The sequence below is a fragment of the Sulfuricurvum sp. genome (genome assembly GCF_031427015.1).
In the GTDB taxonomy this organism is placed as follows: domain Bacteria; phylum Campylobacterota; class Campylobacteria; order Campylobacterales; family Sulfurimonadaceae; genus Sulfuricurvum.
Genome location: NZ_JASJOW010000001.1, coordinates 328,252 through 350,693, shown reverse-complemented (window position 1 = coordinate 350,693; position 22,442 = coordinate 328,252). Strand labels below are relative to the sequence as shown.

Sequence of the window (22,442 nt, the reverse complement as noted above, 5' to 3'; positions counted from 1 at the left end):
AGCAATGAATTATAATCTTATCTTTAACCGTTTAAGCGTTCTACTCGCATTTGTCATCCCCATTTCAATAGCCGGATATAATTTAGTACTCGGGCTACTTTTAATCACTTGGATTTTAGAAAAAAACTGGAAACATAAATGGGAAATGATTAAAGCTCAACCACTTTTTAAAATCATGTTCCTCTATTTTATTTTTGCATCTATCAGTTTACTATGGACAGAAAATCTATCCGATGGCTTGCGCTATCTGAAACAATATTATATTTTTCTATTCCTCCTTATCTTTTATACCTCTATCGACCGTTCAAAAATTCCGCAATTTTTCTCTGCTTTCTTAGCTGCTATGATTATCAGTGAAATTTTCTCATATCTCATCTTTTTTGACCTAATGCCCTTCAAACTAAAAGATTCATGGAATGCAGGCGATCCTACTCCATTCATGATGCACAGTATTTATAGTATTTTTCTCGTTTTTGCCATCTTTTTAATGCTGACTCGACTTGCAACGGAAGAAAGAACCCCTAAACAAACTTTTATTTATTCATTTTTCATCCTTACAATGACCATTAATCTCTTTATAAATTCAGGTCGAACGGGTCAGTTTTCACTGTTACTTGCCCTTATGGTATTTATTTACCTTCATTTCCAATTGCATTGGTTCAAAACAATTGTTGTAGGGATGATCATATCCAGCACCATATTTTTAATTGCCTATATGGTGAGCCCAAATTTTAATAAGCGAACCTTAGAAACTTTGAATAGCCTCCAACACACGGTTCAAGAAAAAGAGGCATTAAACGACAGTACCGGATTACGCTTTATGATGTGGCAAGTAGCCTCCGATATCATTATAAAAAATCCGCTTATCGGTGTCGGGGTTGGAGATGAACGAGATAGCTACCATTCTACTCTTTTACATGAGTTACCTGATTTACATTCTCACATTTATGGATTTACCGATTTGCACAATACCTATCTTAAAATTTTTGTTTCAACAGGACTCATCGGATTATCCTTATTCTTAATGATCTTTTTTACCCTCTATAAAGAGCTTGATTCCTCAGTTGAACTTCATATGGTAGGGGCAATTATGGTAAGTCTTATGCTTCAATATATGTTTATAGGTAATTTGCCGGCATCGTATTTGACCATTTTATTTATTTTTATCATGAGCCTGACATTAAAACCGACGGAAGATAATCGTTTTAGTCATTCTAGTGTAAAATTATCATCATAAATTTATAAATAGGTAAGCCATGAATTTTCCAAATACCTCTATTATAATTTCAGTCTACAAAGATACTGAAGCTCTTGGATTTATTTTAGAGAGTTTAGAAAAGCAAACCCGTCTCCCTGATGAAATCATCATCTCCGAAGACGGTAATTCGATTGAAATGGATAATTTTATCACCACTCAGAAGGATCGTTTTCCTAACCTTATCCATCTTACCCAAGCCGACGAGGGGTGGCGCAAAAATATTGCCATGAATAATGCTATAAAAACGGCGAGTAAAGAGTATCTAATATTTATCGACGGTGATTGTGTCCCTTATAGCACTTTTATCCAAGCTCATGTTGAAAATGCGCAACACGGTATCGTATTGTGTGGAAAACGGTTCGAGCTTGGACCGAAATTTACCGATAAAGTAAAACAAAATGAACTCAAAATTTCTGATATCGAAAAAAAGTTTTTTTGGTATCTTCCTGCCATGATCGCCGATGATGCCCGACATCCAGAAGACGGGCTTATCTTTAAGTCCCATTCCTTCATCAGTCGTCAAATCCATAAACGCTACGTTCGCCATATTCTTGGGTGTAATTTTTCATGCTATAAAGACGATTTTCTAAAAATAAATGGCTTTGATGAAACGTATCGGCTCCCCGCCGAGGGTGAAGACGTCGATCCAAGCTGGCGTTTTCGCGGTATGGGAATAGAGCTAAAATCGTGCCGAAATAATGCCAATATACTCCATCTTTACCATCCAAAACGTTTTAGTGCAATTGAAGGCGATGTTAATAAAGCCATTATGGAAAAACATCGTAGTGAAAATGCATTTTTCTGTAAAAATGGAATTCATAAAGAGTGATTGTTGCACCTCTCAATGCACAACGTTGGTCTATCCTTTTTACGGTTATATCAATTATCTTAATAGGAATTGTTTTTGGGATCAATTACACAATCGACCCCTACGGAACTCGTGAATGGATTGTGGAAAAGCATTTTAAACCCATCGTGCATGAACGAAGTGAAAAATACAATTATCTTTTCTATCAAAATAATATTGATAAATACGACTGTCTTATACTCGGAAGTTCACGGGTTATGTCTCTTATACCAAAACACTCTGACGAAACACAAAAATGCTACAACTTCGGTGTTCATGTTGCAAATAATCCTGAAAAATTGTTTATTTTGCAAGAGTGGTTAAAACATGCTCCGTTAAAAACACTCTATTTAGGCAATGAACTCTATACCATGCATGCTAAATCTGAGCCGATGCATCTTAATAAAAATAAATTTTTGGATGGTTCGGAAGGCAGTTATCTCTCAGTGCAAACCTTTAAAATAAGTATCCGTTCATTGCTCTACAAACTATTTAATGCACCCCAAACCCATTTTAAAGCCGATGGTTCGATTCGTTATCCCCAAGAAGAACAATTGATCCGATCCAACCAATTTAACCATTCCCTACGTTACTTTCAAGAGCTTAGTCATATGACGTTAAACGAGGATTATGTCAAACGCCCTTTTATCTATGAAACTCGTGCCCTTGCACCTCTGAAACAAATCAAAGCGCTCAGCGATCATCATCACATAGAATTAAAAGTATTTATAACCCCCACCTACAGCGATTTACATACTTTAATAACATCTACCCCCCCATTAGCAGAAGCATCTCAGCAATTTCGTTCTGATCTACTCCGTATTTTTGGGGAAGTTTACGATTTTGATGACAACCATTCTCTCAACCGTAATCCTCGCAACTTTTATGATCCTTTGCATTATCGCCCTATACTCGGTCAACAAATGATTCAATCCATGCATAGTGATAATCGATTACAACCCTACGGTACTCTCCTCCGTATACCCGAACAAAGAGATTAAATGCTCTTTAACAGCTACGAGTTCATTTTTTTCTTTTTACCGATTACCTTTGTAATCTATTTTTGGCTGAATAAAAAAAAGCTAACGCAAGCATCTAAAGGATGGATAGTATTTGCCTCCTTGTTTTTCTATTCATGGTGGAATACCATCTATCTCCCTCTTATATTAGGCTCTATTCTCTTTAATTTTACAATTGGCTCCACGATCACTCGAATCGGAAATTCCTCGCATAAAGTCAAAAAAGTAATATCCCGGAAAAGCATTTTAGTTTTTGGCATAGTCTCCAATATCCTTCTACTCGCCTACTTTAAATATATGGATTTCTTTATTTCTAATACCAATATAATAATAGGAACCCATTGGGATCTGATGCATATTATCTTACCTTTGGGGATTAGTTTTTTTACCTTTACCCAAATTGCTTATCTGGTTGATACGTATCGAGATGAAATCAAAGAGATGGATTATCTTAACTATACTCTCTTTGTCACTTTTTTCCCCCATCTGTTAGCCGGTCCGATTCTTCATCATAAAGAGATGATGCCTCAGTTCGATTCAATCAAGAATAAGGTTATTAATTATCACAATATTGCTGTGGGACTCTTCCTTTTTTCTATCGGTCTCTTTAAAAAGGTCGTTATTGCCGATACATTTGCCGGGTGGGCTAATGCAGGATTTGAAACCTCTGCCGCTCTTAATCTGTTTGAAGCCTGGGCGACCAGCCTCAGTTATACATTTCAACTCTATTTTGATTTTAGTGGGTATACCGACATGGCTTTAGGTGTCGCATTGATGTTTAATATCCGTCTTCCAATCAATTTCAATAGCCCGTATAAAGCTCTGAATATTCAAGATTTTTGGAGACGATGGCATATTACCCTCTCACGTTTCCTACGTGATTATATTTATATTCCTCTCGGTGGAAATCGCAAGGGTGAATTCCGAACGTACTCTAATCTCTTTACCGTCTTTCTTATCGGCGGCCTTTGGCATGGTGCTTCTTGGATGTTTGTAGCGTGGGGAGCTTTGCACGGTAGTGCTATCGTTATCCATCGGGCATGGCAGCAACTTGGACAAAAGATGAATACTTTTTGGTCTTGGTTCATTACCTTTAACTTTATCAATATCACTTGGATATTCTTTCGTGCCAAAGATTGGGAAAATGCTAAAAATATTCTCAATGGTATGATAGGTTTAAACGGTATCGTTCTACCGGAAAAATACGCAAAATATTTTGGAGAGTTCAATAATCACCTAATTCAATTTACTCCGGTATATGAGCATATCAACGGTAAAGAACAAACCACGGTGTATGTGATCTTAGGATTTTTCCTCGTCCTCACACTAAAAAACTCGATACAGCAATGGAATGAGTTCAAACCAACTCGACTCAACTTGGTTTTTACCCTGATACTCTTTTTGGTAGCCGTTTCAATGATGTCGCGCGTTTCTGAATTTTTATATTTTAATTTTTAATTTTCCAATACGCATTACATTTCTCGACAAAGTGTTGTACCGACTGATTTGATTCTTGCTCTTGACGTTCCAGCTTTTCAAGAAACAGTTCTCTTGTGCTTGTAGAATAATTAGTATCATCGAAACCGTATGCCATACCGTAACGGTTTTCTTCCGTAGGCTGCCACTCTTCTTTGGAAACTCCCTCTTCGGGAATGATAATAGGGATACATCCGCACATAGCGGCATAAACCGTATACATTGTGTACGTATCGTAGGAAATACAAAATTCGGTTTGATTAAATACTTTCGCCGTCTCTTCATGAGACATGCCATCAATCAAAATTGAGTCTGTCGTATCATGCACAATTGGTCGTTTATTCCCTTTTCTGAGTAAATAACACGTCCCTTTTCGTTTCTCATTATTGATTATTTTATAAACGTCTTTTCGTTGAGAAATAATATGTAAAAGATTGTCAGGATGAGAGTTAAAACGACTATCATCAAATGCTTTGTCGTAATAAAAGAAAAGATCATCCTTCCCAAAATCAATCTTTCCGCCGTTGTTAAATCCAGGTTTATGTAAAAGCCATCGGACTACGCGCTTTGCGTTCAAAGGATTACCAACGATAATCTCAGGATAAATGACAATAGAATCTTCCAAATCTTGATTGGCTGCTACTGGGGTTTTTAATTTAGGATTTAGCGCATACCCGTATTTTAGAGTTTTACGAAAATATCTAAAAAAGAGATACAAACTTTTAAGAGGGTGTTTACTATCAAACACCGGTTTAAAAATCGGCCACAAGAGCCCTTGGTATCCCAATTGATTCAAACGGTCGCAAAATTGGTGAAGAACAACGATTCCACCCGAATCATCATCATATCCAGGGGAGAGAATAATGTATTTCATCACTCTACTCAACGCTTATCGGCAATATAGTGTTTAATTGTATCTATCATATAGCGAATCGGCTCATCCCCCATACCGGGGTAAAGCCCTACCCAAAAACTGTCATTCATTATTTTATCGGTATTGGGAAGATCACTGATGACACGATAATCAATCCCCTCAATCATGCTGTCAAACATCGGATGGCGAAGCATATTTCCGGCAAAAAGGTTACGGGTTTGGATATTTGCATTTTCGAGATGTTCGACGAGTTCGTTGCGGGTAAATTTTACCCCCTCTTTAAGTGTCATCATAAATCCGAACCAACTCGCGTCTCCCTTAGGCTGTGTTTCAACCAAGATCAGTTCTTCTACATCTTTAAGTCCGTTATAGAGTTTTTTATAATTCTCTTTACGTTTTTCGACAAATGCAGGAAATTTTTCCAATTGTGCGACGCCGACTGCGGCTTGCATATCGGAAACTTTTAGGTTAAACCCGAAATGACTGTAAACGTATTTATGATCATACCCTTTCGGCAACGTTCCAAAACTTTGTGAAAATCGACAGCCGCAGGTATTGTCAATGCCGCTTTCACACCAACAATCGCGTCCCCAATCACGCATACTAAGCATGATTTTTTTGAGAAGCGGATTATCAGTATAGGTTGCACCCCCTTCTCCCATGGTCATATGGTGAGGCGGATAAAAGCTCGATGTTCCGATATCACCCCATGTTCCCGTTGCTCTCCCCTCATAAGTAGAACCTAACGCATCACAGTTATCTTCGATTAACCAAAGATTGTTCTTATCACAAAACTCTTTAACCGCACGAAGATTAAAAGGATTGCCAAGAGTATGAGCTATCATTACCGCTTTAGTTTTCGAGCTGAGCGCTTTTTCAAGCTGCGTCACATCAATGTTAAAATAGGTCAATTCCATATCCACGAATACGGGAACCGCTCCGTATTGGACGACAGGGGCAACCGTTGTCGGAAATCCTGCGGCCACCGTAATCACTTCATCTCCCCGTTTCACCTGACGCTCTCCAAGTAGCGGCGATGTAAGGGCATAAAAAGCAAGAAGATTGGCTGAACTCCCGCTATTGACGAGAAAGGTCCATCGAACGCCTAAAAAATCAGCAAGTTTTTTCTCAAACGTTTTTGAATACTCACCGTACGTGAGCCAAAAATCAAGTGAACTGTCTACAAGATTTATCATCTCTTTTTCATCAAATACGCGCCCCGCATAATTTACACGGCTTTTACCCGCGACAAACTCTTTATTTTGTACAGGTTTATGCACCAATTCATAATACTCTTTGGTTTTGGCTAAAATTTCTTGTTTTAGGGCTTCTTGTTGTGTCATTGTTACTCCTCGTTTTTGTTCCAAAATGTAGTACACAGCTGCAGATAAGGGTCTGCTTCAATCTTCTCTTTATCAATGGTATCTAAAATGGAAGCATAATAGCTTCGCATCTGAATAATCGCTTCGCGATGTGAAGTGAAAGCAAACTCGCCTATTTCATCAATCAGTCGCGTATTATCTGAAGTATATTCATGATTTAACCCCGCATTAATGACTTTTATTTCAGAGATAAAATCAGCCGTTTCATTGATCAACCCCGCCAATGAAATCAGATCGATTTTTTTTCCACTCGTCACGTTGTATATTTTGTATTTTGTATCATTCTGTAAAAAATAATCGACTATTTTCACTAAATCATTGATATAAAGGTAGTCAAAAAAAACATTTTTATTGATCGTGATCGGCAGATGCAAAAGATTTTTGACAATAGCGTTTGAGATAAATTTGAACTCATAGTTCTCATATTCTCCATAACATCCGAAAATTCTCAAATTTAGATTATTGTCACTTTTCTCGATGAATTTCGAACACACCGATTTGTAAAATCCGTATTCATCCAGAGGCATTGCAGTGTCTGCATCCTCTTCTTTGCTATCAACGATAGGTTTGTGTTTGCTGTATTCCGCACCGCTGCCGAAATGGATAATTTTTGACACTTTATTGGAGTGTTTGACGATGTTGAAAAACATCCGTAAGTTTTCATGAACAATATTTTCATTTCCACTGTCCCGTCCGCCGCCGCGATTGGCACAATTGATAATTACATCCGGTTTCATCGTATCAATGTAACTATCAACCGAGGATTCATCCGCAATATTCAGTATTTTACTATTTGGTATCAAAAGCTCATAAGAACTGTTTTTGATCCAATATTCATGCAAATGTTTACCTATAAATCCATTGGCGCCGATAATAAGAATTTTCACTTACTCATCCAACGGCTTAATAATCATCTGTTGTGTAAATTCATCCCGATCTAAAAATGGATACATATCCTCAATCGGCTTATTGACGATAAGCTTCGGCTCAACGGTCGTCATTGATTCAAGCAATCTAATGTCCAAAATGGCAGGTTCATCATCGGCAAGCATCTCTTCAATCTTTTTGTATATCTCTTCTTTATTTGAAACTGTATTACTTGCTATACCGTATGCTTTACCGATATTCTCAAAATGAGGGACACTGTAATCTTTCTTGGTACCGATGTAATTTTCATCAAAATAGAGCTCTTGGAATTGTCTTACCATCCCCAAATTTGTATTGTTCATAATGAATATTTTAATAGGGAGATGGCGTCTTTTTATAATTTCAAGTTCTTGGATATTCATCTGAAATCCGCCATCCCCGACAATAACGATAGAGCGCTTTCCATTTCCGAGGGCTGAGCCGATTGCCATCGGCAATGCACATCCCATGGCTCCCATTCCACCGGAGAAAAGTACACGTTGATAATCTTTTGTCTCTAACGATTGGGCAACCCACATCTGATGCTGCCCGACATCGACGCAGACTGCATCATACGCATTAAGATGCTGCGAAATTTTATGGATAATTTGATTCGGAACTTTCTCTTTTTGATCAATCCCAACCGTTGAGGAATATTTCTCTTTATACGAAAGAAGCTTTTCTTGCCACGGTGTAATGGTATTGGAAAAATTACTTTTGTTAAGCTCTTCCAAAAATTCTTTTATATCCGAGTGGATTAAAATATCCGCTTTAATTTTTGAACCCAGTTCATTCAAATCAATATCAACTTGAATAATTCTTGCTTCTCTTGCAAACGTTTTTAGGTCTGTTCCCGTTTGTCTTGTATCCAACCGTGATCCTAGTACAAGAATTAGATCGGCATTTGCCAAAGCCATATTCCCGTATCGGTTACCGTAGGAGCCGATAAGTCCAAAATTATATTGGTAATTATCTTTAATTAGGTCTTTCCCCATAAGTGAGTAAACAAGAGGAAAGCGTGTAGAATCGAGTAATTTACTCAGTGCTTCGCCTGCACCGGAGATACGCGCTCCTCCACCGATAAGGATAATCGGCCTTTTTGCCTGCTTAATCATGTCAATCGCTTCGACTATACTCTTAGTACAATCAGCAGCCAAATGATAGTTTTTATACTCTTCACTTTGAAAAAAAGAAGCTTGTTGCGCGGGATCAAAGTCTGTGCGCTGAATATTCATCGGGATATCGATCAGTACCGGCCCTTTTCTCCCCTCTTGAGAGAGAAAATACCCTTTTTCCAATTCATATTTGAGATTTGCTATATCATCCACCATAACAGCATATTTGGTAATAGGTTTAATAATACTGACAATATCGGTTTCCTGAAATCCTATTTGTCTAACCGGCTGATTGTACTTATATTCATAGGTATTCACTTGCCCCGTAATAAAAAGTGTAGGAACCGAATCAAAAAAACAGCTTCCGATCGGTGTGATCAAATTCGTAGCTCCCGGCCCGCTGGTTGCGGTTGCAACTCCTGTTTTTCCGGTTACTCTGGCATACCCTTCTGCCGCAAAACCTGCGCCCTGCTCATGTATAGTATTAACAATTTCAATCTGCTCATTTTTATCCAGTGAATCATAAAAATGAGCGACTGCTCCCCCAATGTATCCAAAAACTTTATCAATTTTTTGTTCAACTAGAAATTGAACGATATAATCGGACGCTTTCATTGACATGCCCATTCTATATTCTTCTTTTTTGCATCAGCAATATATTGATTTAAATTATTAAGGGTATCAATGACTCCCTCTTCATAAAAATGCTTGTACCAAAGCACCGTTTTTTCGAAAGTTGTTTCACTCTCCCACACATCTTTCCAGTGAAGATAAATATGGGCTTTTGAACAATCCAATTTCAATAAATTCGCTTCATGAGGTTGATTCGGATCACGAGTAATTTCATAATCAATTGTCTCCCAATGTTTTTTGACATGCTTAACAACCTCTTCAACAGTAATACTTCCCTCATCGCTAGGACCAAAATTCCATGCTTCACCAAATGCTGCTTTCTCTTCTAAAAGCTTTTTTCCAATTTCGAGATAGCCGCTAAGAGGTTCAAGGACATGTTGCCACGGACGAGTAGCATACGGGTTTCGGATACTCACTTTTTTTCCTTGTGAAACAGAGAGCATAATATCCGTTATAAGACGGTCTTTTGCCCAATCACCGCCACCGATAACGTTTCCGGCACGACACGATGCCAAGAGAGTATTATGCGTTTTTTTATACTCTTCGGGATTAAAATAAGAGCTTCGATAAGAAGATGCAAGGATATCGGCACATCCTTTTGAAGAGCTGTAGGGATCATACCCCCCCATTGGATCGTTTTCACGGTATCCCCATACCCACTCACGGTTTTCATACGCTTTATCACTCGTAATATTGACTATCGCTTGTACACCGTTGGTTCTACATGCTTCAAATACTTTGAGCGTTCCTATAACATTCGTTTCATAGGTTTCTATCGGATTTTCATAAGAGAGACGCACAAGCGGTTGAGCGGCGAGATGAAAGACAATATCCGGCTTATGAACTGCAAATGTCTTATTCAAAAGTCCTAAATCTCGAATATCTCCTATAATCGAAATAATATCTAGATTCAAAAGAGTGATGTGATTCGGTTCTGTCGGTGCTTCCAATGAATACCCAATGACATTAGCCCCCATTTGGTTTAACCATAATGCCAGCCATGACCCTTTGAACCCGGTATGTCCCGTTATTAAGACAGTTTTTCCCTTATAAATGCCGCCGAAAAGATTTTGCATTACCAGTTTTTCCATTTAGCTTTATCATCATGCCACATCTGATTTAATTTTTGATTATCGCGTAACGTGTCCATACATTGCCAAAAACCATGATGTTTAAAAGCAACCAACTTACCATCCTTCGCTAAATTTTGAAGTGGAGCTTGCTCAAAAATACATGATTCATCTGCACTTAAATAGTTGAGGACTTCAGGTTCACAAACAAAAAAACCTCCATTGATCCATCCTCCTTCGGTTTTTGGTTTCTCGATGAAGCTTGTAACACTCATATTTTCTTGAATATCCAAGTTACCGAAACGTGCTTCTGGTTGAATAGCGCTCATGGTCAACGCTTTGCCGTGTGCTTTATGAAATGCCACCGTTTCAGTAATATTAATATCAGCGACTCCGTCACCGTAGGTAAGTAAAAACGGCTCATTTCCAATATATTTTTCCGCTCTTTTTATCCGCCCGCCGGTCATCGTATCCAAACCTGTTTCAACAAGGGTTACTTTCCATGGTTCACTCGCATTACTATGTACTTCCATTTTATTGGTTTGCAGATCAATGGTAACGTCACTTTGATGCAAAAAATAGTTGGCAAAATACTCTTTAATATAGTAACTTTTATAACCGAGTAAAATAACAAAATCATTAAACCCGTGAGATGAATACATTTTCATAATATGCCAAAGAATCGGTTTCCCCCCAATTTCTACCATCGGTTTGGGCTTAATATCCGTCTCTTCTGAAATACGGGTTCCGTAACCGCCTGCCAATAGAACGACTTTCATGTGCTCTCCTTGAAGTATAATATTGTAATAAACGTCAAAATAATTTCTTAGAAATAAAAAAAGAGACGCTTTAACCCTTTATAAAAATTCTTATGCGTGTAAATCTGTCTATACCCCATAATCTCAAAAAGATATTTGATAGCTTTGATTTTATCGTACTTTGCGTATTTAGAAAACCAACGCAAATAAATTTCAGGCTTTGCCTTTTCAAATGAAGGATGCTCTTTCCATTGGGCTATTACCATCTCTTCCCATCCCAACATTTTTTGCTCATCATTGCTTGTATTGGAGTCATGCACTCTGTAATAGGCTAAATGCTCATCAATATAGCAAGCAGGGTATTTGGCAAGGATTTTAAACCAAAGCTGATAATCTTCTAATGGAATTGATTCGTCGTAATATCCAACCTCTTCATAAACAGTAGCAGGTACCATCACTCCGCCGTCAGCAATGTTCGTTTTTCCCATCAGGAGTTCTTCGAAAATATCTCCCTCTTTTTTCGTAGGCTGATTGTAATCAGAAGTGACTTGACTATTTTTATCGATAAAATAGACAGGGGTATGACAAAGACCGCTATGCGGATTACTCTCCATCTTCGCAACTTGTTTTTCTACTTTATCTAATGCCCAATAATCATCTGAATCAAGGATGCAGACGTATTTACCTTTGATGAGATTTTTCAATGCATAATTTAAAGTCGCAACAAGACCGTGATTAATACGAAGTTCCAAATAAAACCCATACTTTTTTTGCAGCTCTTTGAGAATATGTGCCGAATGATCAGTTGAACCGTCATCAATAACGATCAACTCGATATTCTCATAGGTTTGATGCACTGCACTTTCGATGGCTTCCGTGATATATGTAGCATGATTGTAGCTCGACATCACAATACTGACTTTAGGGTGTTGCGTATTCACTTAGCGTGTCCTGATTTCATATGTTGATCTAACCCGTTCAAACAATAAGGAGTATCGTCTTTGCTTGCCATAAGTGCTGTTGTTTGAGCCGAAATCTCAGGGTTAAAATTTTTCGGATGATCCAGATGAACCATATTGGCAGCATTACGGCATGATTTCATCTGAATATTCAAAAGACGCATACGACGTTCAATATCACTATCCTCACCGGTCGTCGGCATTGTAAAATCCTCATCAAATCCGTTGATACGTACCATATCGCTTTTATGACAAGAGAAATTGCATCCGACAATGTGACTGTTTTTTCGTGAAATACTATGAATAAAGTGAAACAGCGGATGATGGGATCCGAAGTAAATTCCCTCTTCATAATGTTTAACACGATCACGTTTAAGGGCAAAAAAGTTAAGTAAATAGGCCGATTCATACCGTTTTAAAGAGATTTTTTTCGTTCGAAGTAACGTACTGAAATACTGACCCGGTTCCGATCGGCGACCGCATAAAGCATGATTAGGCTCTTCTAATTTTAAATGCTCCTCAATAAATTCAGGATAAGGGATACAGTCACCGTCTATGAAAATAAGATATTCCGCTTCACTCGCAGCAATAGCACGATTAAGCGCCCTATTTTTTCTCCATCCGCTATCGGGCTGTGTCAAATGAAGAAGATTCGGGAAACGGCTGATCTGAGTTTTAATAAATTGTCTCATCTCTTCCGAATCGCCGTCTTCTGAGATAATGATTTGATCAGGAGCTAAAGTTTGATTCAAAAGAGAGTCTAAAATCAAACCAAGTGCTTCGGTATCTTTATAAACTGAAATAATGATAGCTGATGAACGATAAGGCATTTAGACTCCTAAGATACGAAGTGATATCTTATACAATTTTTGCTGATAAAAACGATTCCTTTATCCCCATTCATAAAAAAATATGACCCTAAAATTTTGTAATCAAATTGTGTAATGATTGAAGTATCGTTGCCCAAGAATAAGATTCTGTTGCCCTTTTTGCTGCAATCTCTCCTACTTTTTGCAATTGTCCCGCATCCTGCATTAACGCGTTAAGATTATGGGTTAATGTTTTTTCATCTTTCACAATCATTCCGGCTTGCTGAAAATTTGTAATTTCACTCGCGCTTGAAATCGATGTCGTGATTACATAATCCGCATACGTCATCGCCTCAATGAGTACAAATCCGAAACTCTCTTCAATTGAGGTAAAACAAAATATTTTACTTCGCGCATACCATTCAAATAATGTTTTTCGATCATAAATAGCTCCGGTAAACACAACTTTTTCTTTAAGGTGCGGATTCTTTTGATAAAACATTTCAATAATCGATTCAAAGTGTTTTTCAATAGGCCCGACGATAATAACCTTCCAATCATGTAGATCCAATTTTTCAATAACTGATAAAAACATCTCATTATTCTTTTCCGGAGCACCGATTCTCCCTACCGTTAAAATAATGTTCTCTTTCTCTTCAAATTTACGTAGCGGGGCCAACGAATACATTCGATCAAAGTTAATACCATTGGGCATAAAAAAGAATTTTTTAGCATATTCAGGATATCGGGTACATAAATAGTTATACGCATCTTCTGTTTCAATCGAGACAATATCTAACTTCGGGAAAACTCTATCAAATAACCACTGCCTCACTCTATATTTCGGCCGTTTTTTTGGGACTAATCCATTGTGCTTTTGCAAACTGTCAAATCCCATATCGGATTTTAAAAAGGCAATGCCGTTTGGATTACGCCATTTATACATCAAAAAATTAAGATATGTTTTTTCACGATGATGAAAAAGATGCAAAATATCAATTTTTTTTGCATTAAAAAAAAGAAATATCAATGCCGAAAGGGAATACCGTTCTAGCTTTATTTTCGGAATAAATTTTAATTTTAGCCCTTTTACTTCATCTTCCAGATAAGAGTAGCTATCACTGTTTTTATAGGTCACGATCATGGAATCGTATCCGAAATAATGATGCATTAAATAGGGGATTTGACCGACATCTTTGATCAAATGAAAATTTTCAGTTTTCTCAAATAAGGTGACAAAATGCTTCATTTAATCTTCCAATATTGACCGTATTTACTCATAGTTTCCAATTTAACAAATTTAATAGATAATAATATACAGTATAATTACTAAAGAACTAATAGTACTAAAATTAAATTATAAAGACTGTGAATCCTAAATGGCTTACCTCTTTTCCTTTCCAAATAAAAAACAAAATTTAATAGTTATAGCAAACTACTTTTTAATTCTATACGCTTTTTTTGCTCCGATATCGAATAAAACTTCCGGATCTATATTAATAATAATCTCCCTTCTCTTACTTTTCACATCCCAAATAAAAGAGCGCTTTCTCTCAATTATAAAAGATAAAGTCATACAATCTTTTATTCTTTTTTATTTGCTCTATCTGATATGGATGGTAGGCAGTGAAAATACTGATATGGCACTCTTTAGATTACATGACTACAAATTCATTTTTGGAATAATCATTATTGCTATGACCGTTCAAAAAGAGTTCATCGGAAAAATTTTAACCGGATTTATGCTGGGAATGTTTATGAGTGAACTCCTATCGTATGCAATGAGTTTTCAACTCAAAATACCTATAGTAAAACTCACAGAGGGGATGGGGAGCGTCCCTTTTATGGAATCGTATACCGATTATGCAACGGCACTATCGATTGCTTTAGGAGTTATCTTTTATAACTTATTGTCCAAATATACACTCACGATTTACCAAAAAAGTTTCTATCTCTTTTTCTTTTTTACAGCTTCACTCAATATTTTTATTGTCGCATCAAGAATCGGCTATCTTTTATACGCAGTAGCTATTTTATCCGTTTTGATTTTTATGTATAAAAAACAGTTTGTAAAGATTTTAATCGCCGGAACACTGTTAATCACCTTTGGGTATACCCTTGCTTATAGCGTCAGTGATCTCTTCAAGCAAAGAACTACCGCGTTATATCATGATACAATCTTACTATCAAATAATGATTTTTCTACCTCGGCAGGAACACGCGCAGGGTATTATTATTACAGTATTGAGATAATAAAAAACAACTTTTTATTCGGTGTAGGTGCCGGTGATCATATCCCGGAAATCAAACAAATCATTCTTGATCAAGATCCGAGCCCAGCCAATATCGATAATTTATTTTTTAATATCCGAAACGGAGTCAATGCTTCATTACACAGTGAACTTTTGGATGATATTACGCAGTTTGGGATCATTGGCTTGCTGGTTTTTCTGAATATTTTTTATCAATTGCTAACGTATAAACAACCGGATAGAGACCGAAAAAATTTACAGATTGTATTGGTAGCAACTATTTTTATTCTATCAACTGCCACTAATATTTTTAACAGTGACTTTATCGCAAGAATATTTCTATTTTTATCAGCCCTCTCGCTAATGACTTTTGAAGAACGAAAAATAATAATGCAAAACAAATCTATTTAATTAGATTTCTACTACCAATTTATCTTTTAATACTTCAAATTGTTTTTCACTCTCAAATTTCTCCAGAGCTTTTACTCTTCCCGCTTCTGCAAATCTGTGTCGCATATCGCTATTTTGGTAGAGTAATGTCAATTTTTTGGCTAAATCAAGGGCATCAAACGTTTTAAAGAGTAATCCGTTGAGTTCATCATCAATAATTTCAAGCGGCCCACCGCTGCGACTTGCGACGACACACACCCCGCACATCATCGCTTCAATTAGAACCAATCCGAACGTCTCATTCTCGGTTGCCAACACCAACACATCACATAACTGCATCATGGTTTGCGCTTCGTTAGTAAATCCGGTAAAAACAGCACTCTCGGAATACTCATTTTGAAGATGTCGTAAATACCCCTCATCCATCGCATGTCCGACAACCAGTGTTTTCGCATCTATGCCCATGACATTGAGTGATTTTACTGCTTCAAGAACGATATGCTGCCCTTTTGGGAGTTCTATTCTCCCTACAATCCCGACACAAAAAGAATCATTCAGTCCAAGTTGTTCACGACGTTCTTTCCTCACTTGTTGAGAAATTAATGTCGGTTGTTCCGCGCCGATGTAGAGAACTTGTGTTTTAGGGCGGATATCGGAAGGGATGAATTTCTCAATTTGATTTTTTACTTGATCGGTTACGGCAAGTATCCCATCGATGTTCTTATATAAAAATCGATGGTAAAAATCATCTTTGAAACGGGTCATCGTCATATGGCGAGACTGTACCACTTTCGGTCTTCGTCGAGAGAGAAGTTTTGCACTAACGGCAAGCGGCAAATCTTTAGTCCAATGCACGTGGAGTACATCGATTGCTTCATTATCTATAATTTTAGCAAGGGCTCCGGCACTCAGCCATGAAAGGAGTACATTACGTCGCTTTAGGGTGTAATAACGATGCAAGGTGCCTTCGTAATAGCTTTTCAGCTTCCCTTTTTCATTAATTACACTAATGCATTGATCACCAAGATAATGCGAAGCACGCATCATATACAGTTCCAATCCTCCCAAATCGGGAGAAAGACATAATTCACATATTTTAGTTGCCACGTTTGCTCTTTTGTTCCAGATTCATCTCGTAAAGTTTAATATATTTGTAAAAGTTCGTCGCCATATGGGAAAATGCGATGATGAGTCCTGCATACCCGTCCAAAAATCCTCGCTTGAGAATATACGTACGGAAAAAAGAGTAGAGACCGTTAAAAAAAGCTTTCGCGGGAGAAGATGATTTCTTACCGACGTTATCGGTCGCAAAAAGGGTCGAATAGCGATCAAGTTTAACAATAAAATCAGAAATGCTCATATAACTGTAGTGTTTCATATTCCCCGCTATAGGGAGTTTTTTCATCCCATCGTCGATGATATTTTCATGCACAAAATTATCGTTAAAACGGGTTACGCTCTTGTTATATAAACGGCGAATCTTTTGGTTATTCCATCCACAGTAGCGAATCGGAATCTCTTTATAATAGGCGAGAAAATTGACGATATAAATAGCTTTTGGATCAAGAGACTCTGATTGAAGGGCTAGTAATAACTCTGCATCGACGACTTCATCACTGTCGATAATAAGTACCCAATCATGGAGTGCATAGGAAGCGGCACGGTTTTTTGTTGTGCCGAATCCGTCAAATTCCCCTTCGATCAGACGGACATTCGGAAATTCGGCCGCTATCGCTTGTGTCCCATCGCTAGAACCGTTATCGTAGACAATGACATCATCAAATTCACTAAGGCTCTCCAGCGAACGACGGATCGTTCGGGCTCCGTTTTTGACAATCATTACCGCCGATACGTTCATCGTGATCCTTTGAGCATTTTAATCATTGTCTTAAACCAATATCCCATCTGTTTAAAGGGGTTAAAGAGTTCATCAGCTGTTTTAAGTCCATCCCCTTTAACTCGGTAAATCAAACCGCCGATCCCTTCCCACGAAGGATTTAGGGCATTTCCGATTCGAAATACATAAGAGTAGTGTTCACGTGCCAATGCCACTGCCGCATTATTGTATTTTCCATACGGTAAAACAAAAGATTCAATCCGATAACCGAGTTTTTCCTCAAGAACAACTTTAGAGCCGAAAATTTCCTGCTCTAAATCTACACTATCTTCACTCAGATTTACATGGTGCATCGAGTGAGAAGCAATCACGACATGTGTGCTTTGAATCATCTCACGCAGTTCGGTATAGGTACAAAACGGGGCATACGTTTTATAGTTATCCCCATCATAAATCTCATGATGTTTAAGTGACAATCTCTGCTCAGGTGCGATCTCTGTATCCTCTAAAATATAGGCGGAGGGAACCGCGAGAATGGCTTTAAGATTGTATTTTTTAAGCAGCGGAAAAACGTAATGGTAAAAATCGTAGTAGGCATCATCGAACGTTAAGCAGATTGAACCCGGAGTGATTGGATCTCCGGGAAACAGTGTCGTAAAATGGTCGGAAATATAGGCTAAATGTGCGTCCATCATTGTGTCGCTATTAGAGAGAGGGAGATCATCACTGTTGATATGATGGTACATGATGACACTAAACATTCACATCCTCTTGAAGTGTTTCAGGAATAATAAAGTATCATACCATACCCTCACTTACTCAAAGGTCATTATGCAGTTCAAATGTGATTTTCAACCCCAATATGCCTACTTAAAAGAGACGTTTGAGCATATCCAATCCATTTTTATAAGAGACAATCACAGCATCCATAAAGCCCGTAATGAGTTAAAAATTATTGAACTTGATGGAATAAAAACGGTCGTAAAATCGTTCAAAATTCCCCATTTTCTCAATCGTATCATTTATACTTTTTTTCGTAGCAGCAAAGCATACAAATCGTATCACAATTCACTCCGTTTACAAGAATTCGGCATTTCAACCCCTCAGCCGATTGCCCTCATCGAATTTTTTGAATCGGGACTGTTGGCGGAGAGCTATTTTATCAGCGAATTTTTCGACTACGATTTTACGATCCGTACACCTCTGCTCGAACCTCTCGAAGATCGGGAAGCCATCTTTAATGCCTTTGCCGCCTACACCTATGGTTTGCATCAAGCGGGTGTATGGCATTTGGATTACTCCCCCGGCAATATTTTGATTAAACGAACCGAGAATGGCTATCAATTCTCTATTGTCGATATTAACCGCATGGAGTTTAAAAATATCTGTCCGCTTGATGGATGTGAAAATTTCAACAAACTATGGGCATCCGATGAAGAGTTGGAGATTATGGGACGTGAGTACGCAAGGCTCAGCGGATTAGATGAAGCACTCACGATTCATGAAATGAAACGTCACAACGATGCCAACAAACGGGTCAAAAACGCTAAAAAGAGGCTCAAGCGAGTTTTAAAAGGTGATTTCTCAACTCTTGCTTGACCTTCTCAAACATCTCCGCCCTCCCTGCACTCTCTAAGGGGATCATAAAATGGCTCTGTTTCTCTCCGATGCTTTTCCAACGCGCCGCTGATGCAAAAAGGGTATCGGCAAAGAAGGTGAACGTCTCACATCCTACCGCACTTGCTAAATGATACGTCCCCGTCGAGGTACTAACAAACAGTTTAAAATGGCTCAAAAGTTTAGCAAAATCGACGACACTCCCGCGTGAACGGTACAAAATCACTCTGCTATCATTCAACAGCTCTTTCGCCTCTTCGTAGAGGTTCTCCTCATCGGGGCCAAAGGTCATCACCACATCCACTCGCGTATTCACTTCAGCAAGTCGTACCAATTCAATGTATTCCTTTAACGTCCAATTAGCATCGGAGGAACCGCCGAAGCCGGGATGAAAGGCAATTATAGTTTTACTAACTCCATATTCGGCACAAAATGCAGTGTAGACTTCATCCGTCCCTTGAAACTGTAACAGCGGTTTTGGAAAATCGAGATTGATATCGGGAAATAACGCTTTGGTGAGTTGAAGATTGTACTCAAACTCCGCCATCTTCACTTCACTACGACGCTGCTTAACCCGGCGATTATAGAAGATTTGGGCTATTTTAGTCGCGGGAGCAATACGGAGCGGGATGCGGGCAATCCACTGTGCTAATGCCACGCGAGTATTCGAGAAGAGTGTGATGGAAGCATCGATTCTGGCCTCTTTTATTTTAAAAGCAAGCCCTAAAATATCCTCACTACTATCAACGATCACCTCATCGATAAAATCACACGATTCTGCCAGTTTTCGGTTTAGGGGGGCAACAAGAGCAATAATACGATTAGAGGGATTATGGTGTTTAAGTACATAAAAACTCGGTAATGCCGTAATAAAATCACCCAATTTATCGTTACGCACGACCAAAATATTCATCGTATCCCCTTTTATTATTGCTCTATTTTACCCGATTGAAGGTAAGAAAAAGGTACAATCTCCTTATGAAACAACCATTTGCCTGGGATCACTATTCAGATCAGCCCGCTATCATCAAAGATAAAACCCTTAAACGCTCAATGCGTCGTTCAGCCTTATTCTCACTTATCAAAACCTTTTTAATCGCCGTAGTCACTTTACCGATAGCGGTATTCGCCATCCCTTTTTTAAAACGACGTACCGTTACAGGAGAGCATTTTTTCGGAATGGGGGTCAATTTGGACAAAGAGCCCCATCTTGCCCCTTATCTGCTAGAGGAACTCGGTATTCACAATATCCTTATCCGTATTCCATTATGGGAGATGAACCGTCTGCCTGAGTATGTAACATTTATTCGAAGTTTCGAAAATAAACACATTACCGTCGCCCTACTCCAAGATCGTGAACATATCACAAGTACCGATATGAGTCGGGATCATTTTATTCAGATTTTTGAAGCCCTTAAGGGAATCTGTCATACCTACATCATCGGTTCTACGATCAATCGTTCAAAATGGGGATTTTTTAGCGTTAATGAGTACCTAGATTTTTATGCCATCGCGTATCATCTGAAACAAACACGATTTCCAAAACTCAAACTGATCGGTTCGAATGTCATCGACTTCGAATATCACTTTAGTGCCCATACCCTCTTTAATTTTAAAAAAATTCGTTACGATGCAATAGGGAGTCTCCTCTATGTCGATCGCCGCGGTGCACCCGAAAACTTTCAAATGGGGTTCAACCTCGTCGAAAAAATCCGTCTTCTCGCCTCACTCGCGCAAATGTCTCCCAAGAGTAACGGTGAGATTATTATCACCGAAACCAACTGGCCGATCAAAAATACCGCACCCTACGCTCCCACCAGTGAGACAGAATGCGTTAGCGAAGAGGATTATGCTAATTATCTCGTACGCTATCACCTCCTTGCGTTTGCCTCGCAACACGCTTCGTGCGTCTATTGGCATCAACTCATTGCTCCGGGATACGGCTTGATCGATAACCGCGAGGGGGTAATTCGTAAGCGTAACGCTTTCAGTGCTTACAAAACAATGGTGGAACAGTTGAGAGAAGCATCATTAGTGGGATACGGTATGAAACGGGGTCGCCATACGATGCTCATGCAAACACCGAAAGCTCTTTTGCATATTGAATGGCTCGAATCGGGAACTCTCGAAATTTCCCTAACCGAACCCGTTGAAGTAATCTACCGCGATGGAGTACACGAACAAACCGATATTCTCCACCTTAGCCCCGCACCGCTTTATTACACCACTTCGTTGGAGACTCTATGAAAATTCTAATCATCCTTCCCAACTGGCTCGGGGATGCTATCATGGCTACACCCGCACTCGAAGCACTTTGTAAAGTCTATCCCGATGCAAAACTCACGCTTGTAGGTTCGTATGTAAGCATTGAGGCTTTTAAACACCATCCAAACTGTATTCGTCATTACATCGATGAGACGAAAAAAGGGGGAAATCGATTTATCAATACCTATCGATTTGCTCAGGAGCTAGGTGCACATGATATGGCTATCACGTTCCGTAATCAACTCCATTCATCTCTTTTGCTTTTCTGGAGCGGTACTCCTATCACGGCAGGGCGTCGCAGTTGGCATTCGTTGTTTTTACTGACACGAAGCATCAAACCCGCCCATCCCTCCCATTTGGTAGAACAGTATCGGGATATTGCCCAAAGTCTCAGCCCGAACCCTCTTCTTATTGAACATCTAAAACTTTATATTCCGTCTCATCGATATTCCCGTCCAACACTCGGTATCAACCCGGGGGCAACGTACGGAAGTGCCAAACGGTGGTATCCTGAAAAATTTGCCGAAGTTGCTCGCGCTTATGCCGATCGATATGACATCATCCTCTTCGGCGGTCCCAACGAAATTGGAATGGCGAAAGATATTGAAGCTCGATTAAACGGAATAAACATCACCAATCTAGCCGGAAAAACATCGGTACAGGAGTTATGCAGTTTTATCGGCGGACTAAATATTTTCATCACTAACGACAGCGGTCCGATGCACATCGCCGCGGCGTATCAAGTTCCGACCGTCGCCATCTTCGGCCCGACACGTCACATGGAAACATCGCAATGGATGAATGAAAAAAGTATTATTGTCAGACACGATATGAAATGTGCCCCGTGTATGAAGCGTGAATGCCCATTGGGGCATCACGAATGTATGAAAAGCATCACCTCGCATGAGGTGATTGAAGCGGTACGAAAAATTATTTAACTTTATTTTTCTCCCGTATCCAAAAGATACGGGTAGC

General features: G+C 38.8%; 21 protein-coding genes. 8 read left to right on the top strand and 13 right to left on the bottom strand.

Annotated elements, in window-relative coordinates; translation table 11 throughout:
* The first annotated feature begins 4 nt into the window (after positions 1-4).
* Genes RMO68_RS01870 through RMO68_RS01855 form a run of 4 tightly spaced genes read left to right on the top strand, consistent with a single transcriptional unit; the run spans position 5 to position 4,582 of the window.
* Positions 5-1,237, top strand: a complete 1,233-nt coding sequence (locus tag RMO68_RS01870; RefSeq protein WP_310439010.1) for an O-antigen ligase family protein — start codon at positions 5-7, stop codon at positions 1,235-1,237.
* A 19-nt stretch (positions 1,238-1,256) separates the two neighbouring features.
* The gene (locus RMO68_RS01865) at positions 1,257-2,087 is read left to right on the top strand and encodes a glycosyltransferase (protein ID WP_310439009.1); all 831 of its coding nucleotides are present in this window, start codon (positions 1,257-1,259) and stop codon (positions 2,085-2,087) included.
* Positions 2,084-3,106: a hypothetical protein gene (locus RMO68_RS01860; protein WP_310439008.1), complete on the top strand. Its 1,023-nt coding sequence runs from the start codon at positions 2,084-2,086 to the stop codon at positions 3,104-3,106. The genes RMO68_RS01865 and RMO68_RS01860 overlap by 4 nt, the downstream gene beginning before the upstream one ends.
* A complete protein-coding gene (locus RMO68_RS01855; RefSeq protein ID WP_310439007.1) occupies positions 3,107-4,582 on the top strand; it encodes an MBOAT family protein in 1,476 nt (491 codons plus the stop codon).
* Here the strand turns inward: RMO68_RS01855 and RMO68_RS01850 are convergent.
* From RMO68_RS01850 to RMO68_RS01810, 9 genes are all read right to left on the bottom strand, one after another.
* Positions 4,572-5,474: a hypothetical protein gene (locus RMO68_RS01850; protein ID WP_310439006.1), complete on the bottom strand. Its 903-nt coding sequence runs from the start codon at positions 5,472-5,474 to the stop codon at positions 4,572-4,574. The genes RMO68_RS01855 and RMO68_RS01850 overlap by 11 nt on opposite strands.
* Positions 5,475-5,482: 8 nt before the next feature.
* The gene (rfbH, locus tag RMO68_RS01845) at positions 5,483-6,817 is read right to left on the bottom strand and encodes a lipopolysaccharide biosynthesis protein RfbH (RefSeq protein WP_310439005.1); all 1,335 of its coding nucleotides are present in this window, start codon (positions 6,815-6,817) and stop codon (positions 5,483-5,485) included.
* 2 nt (positions 6,818-6,819) lie between these two features.
* Positions 6,820-7,743: an NAD-dependent epimerase/dehydratase family protein gene (locus RMO68_RS01840; protein ID WP_310439004.1), complete on the bottom strand. Its 924-nt coding sequence runs from the start codon at positions 7,741-7,743 to the stop codon at positions 6,820-6,822.
* Positions 7,744-9,498, bottom strand: a complete 1,755-nt coding sequence (locus RMO68_RS01835; protein WP_310439003.1) for a thiamine pyrophosphate-binding protein — start codon at positions 9,496-9,498, stop codon at positions 7,744-7,746.
* Positions 9,489-10,601, bottom strand: coding sequence for a CDP-glucose 4,6-dehydratase (rfbG, locus tag RMO68_RS01830; protein WP_310439002.1), 1,113 nt, complete (start codon positions 10,599-10,601; stop codon positions 9,489-9,491). The genes RMO68_RS01835 and rfbG overlap by 10 nt, the downstream gene beginning before the upstream one ends.
* Positions 10,586-11,359: a glucose-1-phosphate cytidylyltransferase gene (gene rfbF / locus RMO68_RS01825; RefSeq protein ID WP_310439001.1), complete on the bottom strand. Its 774-nt coding sequence runs from the start codon at positions 11,357-11,359 to the stop codon at positions 10,586-10,588. The genes rfbG and rfbF overlap by 16 nt, the downstream gene beginning before the upstream one ends.
* A 47-nt stretch (positions 11,360-11,406) precedes the next feature.
* Positions 11,407-12,279 carry a glycosyltransferase family 2 protein gene (locus tag RMO68_RS01820; RefSeq protein ID WP_310439000.1) on the bottom strand — a complete coding sequence of 291 codons (873 nt, stop codon included), beginning with the start codon at positions 12,277-12,279 and terminating at the stop codon, positions 11,407-11,409.
* Positions 12,276-13,127: a glycosyltransferase gene (locus tag RMO68_RS01815; RefSeq protein WP_310438999.1), complete on the bottom strand. Its 852-nt coding sequence runs from the start codon at positions 13,125-13,127 to the stop codon at positions 12,276-12,278. The genes RMO68_RS01820 and RMO68_RS01815 overlap by 4 nt, the downstream gene beginning before the upstream one ends.
* A gap of 88 nt (positions 13,128-13,215) precedes the next feature.
* Positions 13,216-14,355, bottom strand: coding sequence for a glycosyltransferase family 4 protein (locus tag RMO68_RS01810; protein ID WP_310438998.1), 1,140 nt, complete (start codon positions 14,353-14,355; stop codon positions 13,216-13,218).
* Positions 14,356-14,704: 349 nt separating this feature from the next.
* Between RMO68_RS01810 and RMO68_RS01805 the strand changes: the two genes are divergently transcribed.
* Positions 14,705-15,769 (top strand): O-antigen ligase family protein, encoded by a 1,065-nt coding sequence (locus RMO68_RS01805; protein WP_310438997.1) that lies wholly within the window; start codon positions 14,705-14,707, stop codon positions 15,767-15,769.
* On the opposite strand, the gene RMO68_RS01800 is transcribed toward RMO68_RS01805, so the two are convergent.
* The 3 genes from RMO68_RS01800 to RMO68_RS01790 are packed head-to-tail and all read right to left on the bottom strand — an operon-like array spanning position 15,770 to position 18,346.
* Positions 15,770-16,855: a glycosyltransferase family 4 protein gene (locus RMO68_RS01800; protein ID WP_310438996.1), complete on the bottom strand. Its 1,086-nt coding sequence runs from the start codon at positions 16,853-16,855 to the stop codon at positions 15,770-15,772. It abuts the gene before it with no gap.
* Entirely contained in the window at positions 16,845-17,606 is a 762-nt protein-coding gene (locus RMO68_RS01795) for a glycosyltransferase family 2 protein (RefSeq protein ID WP_310438995.1), read from the bottom strand. Before RMO68_RS01795 ends, RMO68_RS01800 begins: the two co-directional genes overlap by 11 nt.
* Positions 17,603-18,346, bottom strand: coding sequence for a polysaccharide deacetylase family protein (locus tag RMO68_RS01790; RefSeq protein ID WP_310438994.1), 744 nt, complete (start codon positions 18,344-18,346; stop codon positions 17,603-17,605). Before RMO68_RS01790 ends, RMO68_RS01795 begins: the two co-directional genes overlap by 4 nt.
* A gap of 70 nt (positions 18,347-18,416) precedes the next feature.
* On the opposite strand from RMO68_RS01790, the gene RMO68_RS01785 reads away from it, so the two are divergent.
* The gene (locus RMO68_RS01785) at positions 18,417-19,184 is read left to right on the top strand and encodes a lipopolysaccharide kinase InaA family protein (RefSeq protein ID WP_310438993.1); all 768 of its coding nucleotides are present in this window, start codon (positions 18,417-18,419) and stop codon (positions 19,182-19,184) included.
* Here RMO68_RS01785 and RMO68_RS01780 read toward each other — a convergent pair.
* Positions 19,144-20,115: a glycosyltransferase family 9 protein gene (locus RMO68_RS01780; protein WP_310438992.1), complete on the bottom strand. Its 972-nt coding sequence runs from the start codon at positions 20,113-20,115 to the stop codon at positions 19,144-19,146. The genes RMO68_RS01785 and RMO68_RS01780 overlap by 41 nt on opposite strands.
* Before the next feature lie 65 nt (positions 20,116-20,180).
* Between RMO68_RS01780 and RMO68_RS01775 the strand changes: the two genes are divergently transcribed.
* Complete coding sequence (locus RMO68_RS01775) at positions 20,181-21,449, top strand: glycosyl hydrolase (protein WP_310438991.1); 1,269 nt, start codon at positions 20,181-20,183, stop codon at positions 21,447-21,449.
* Positions 21,446-22,405: a lipopolysaccharide heptosyltransferase II gene (gene waaF, locus RMO68_RS01770; RefSeq protein ID WP_310438990.1), complete on the top strand. Its 960-nt coding sequence runs from the start codon at positions 21,446-21,448 to the stop codon at positions 22,403-22,405. Before RMO68_RS01775 ends, waaF begins: the two co-directional genes overlap by 4 nt.
* Positions 22,406-22,442 lie beyond the last annotated feature (37 nt).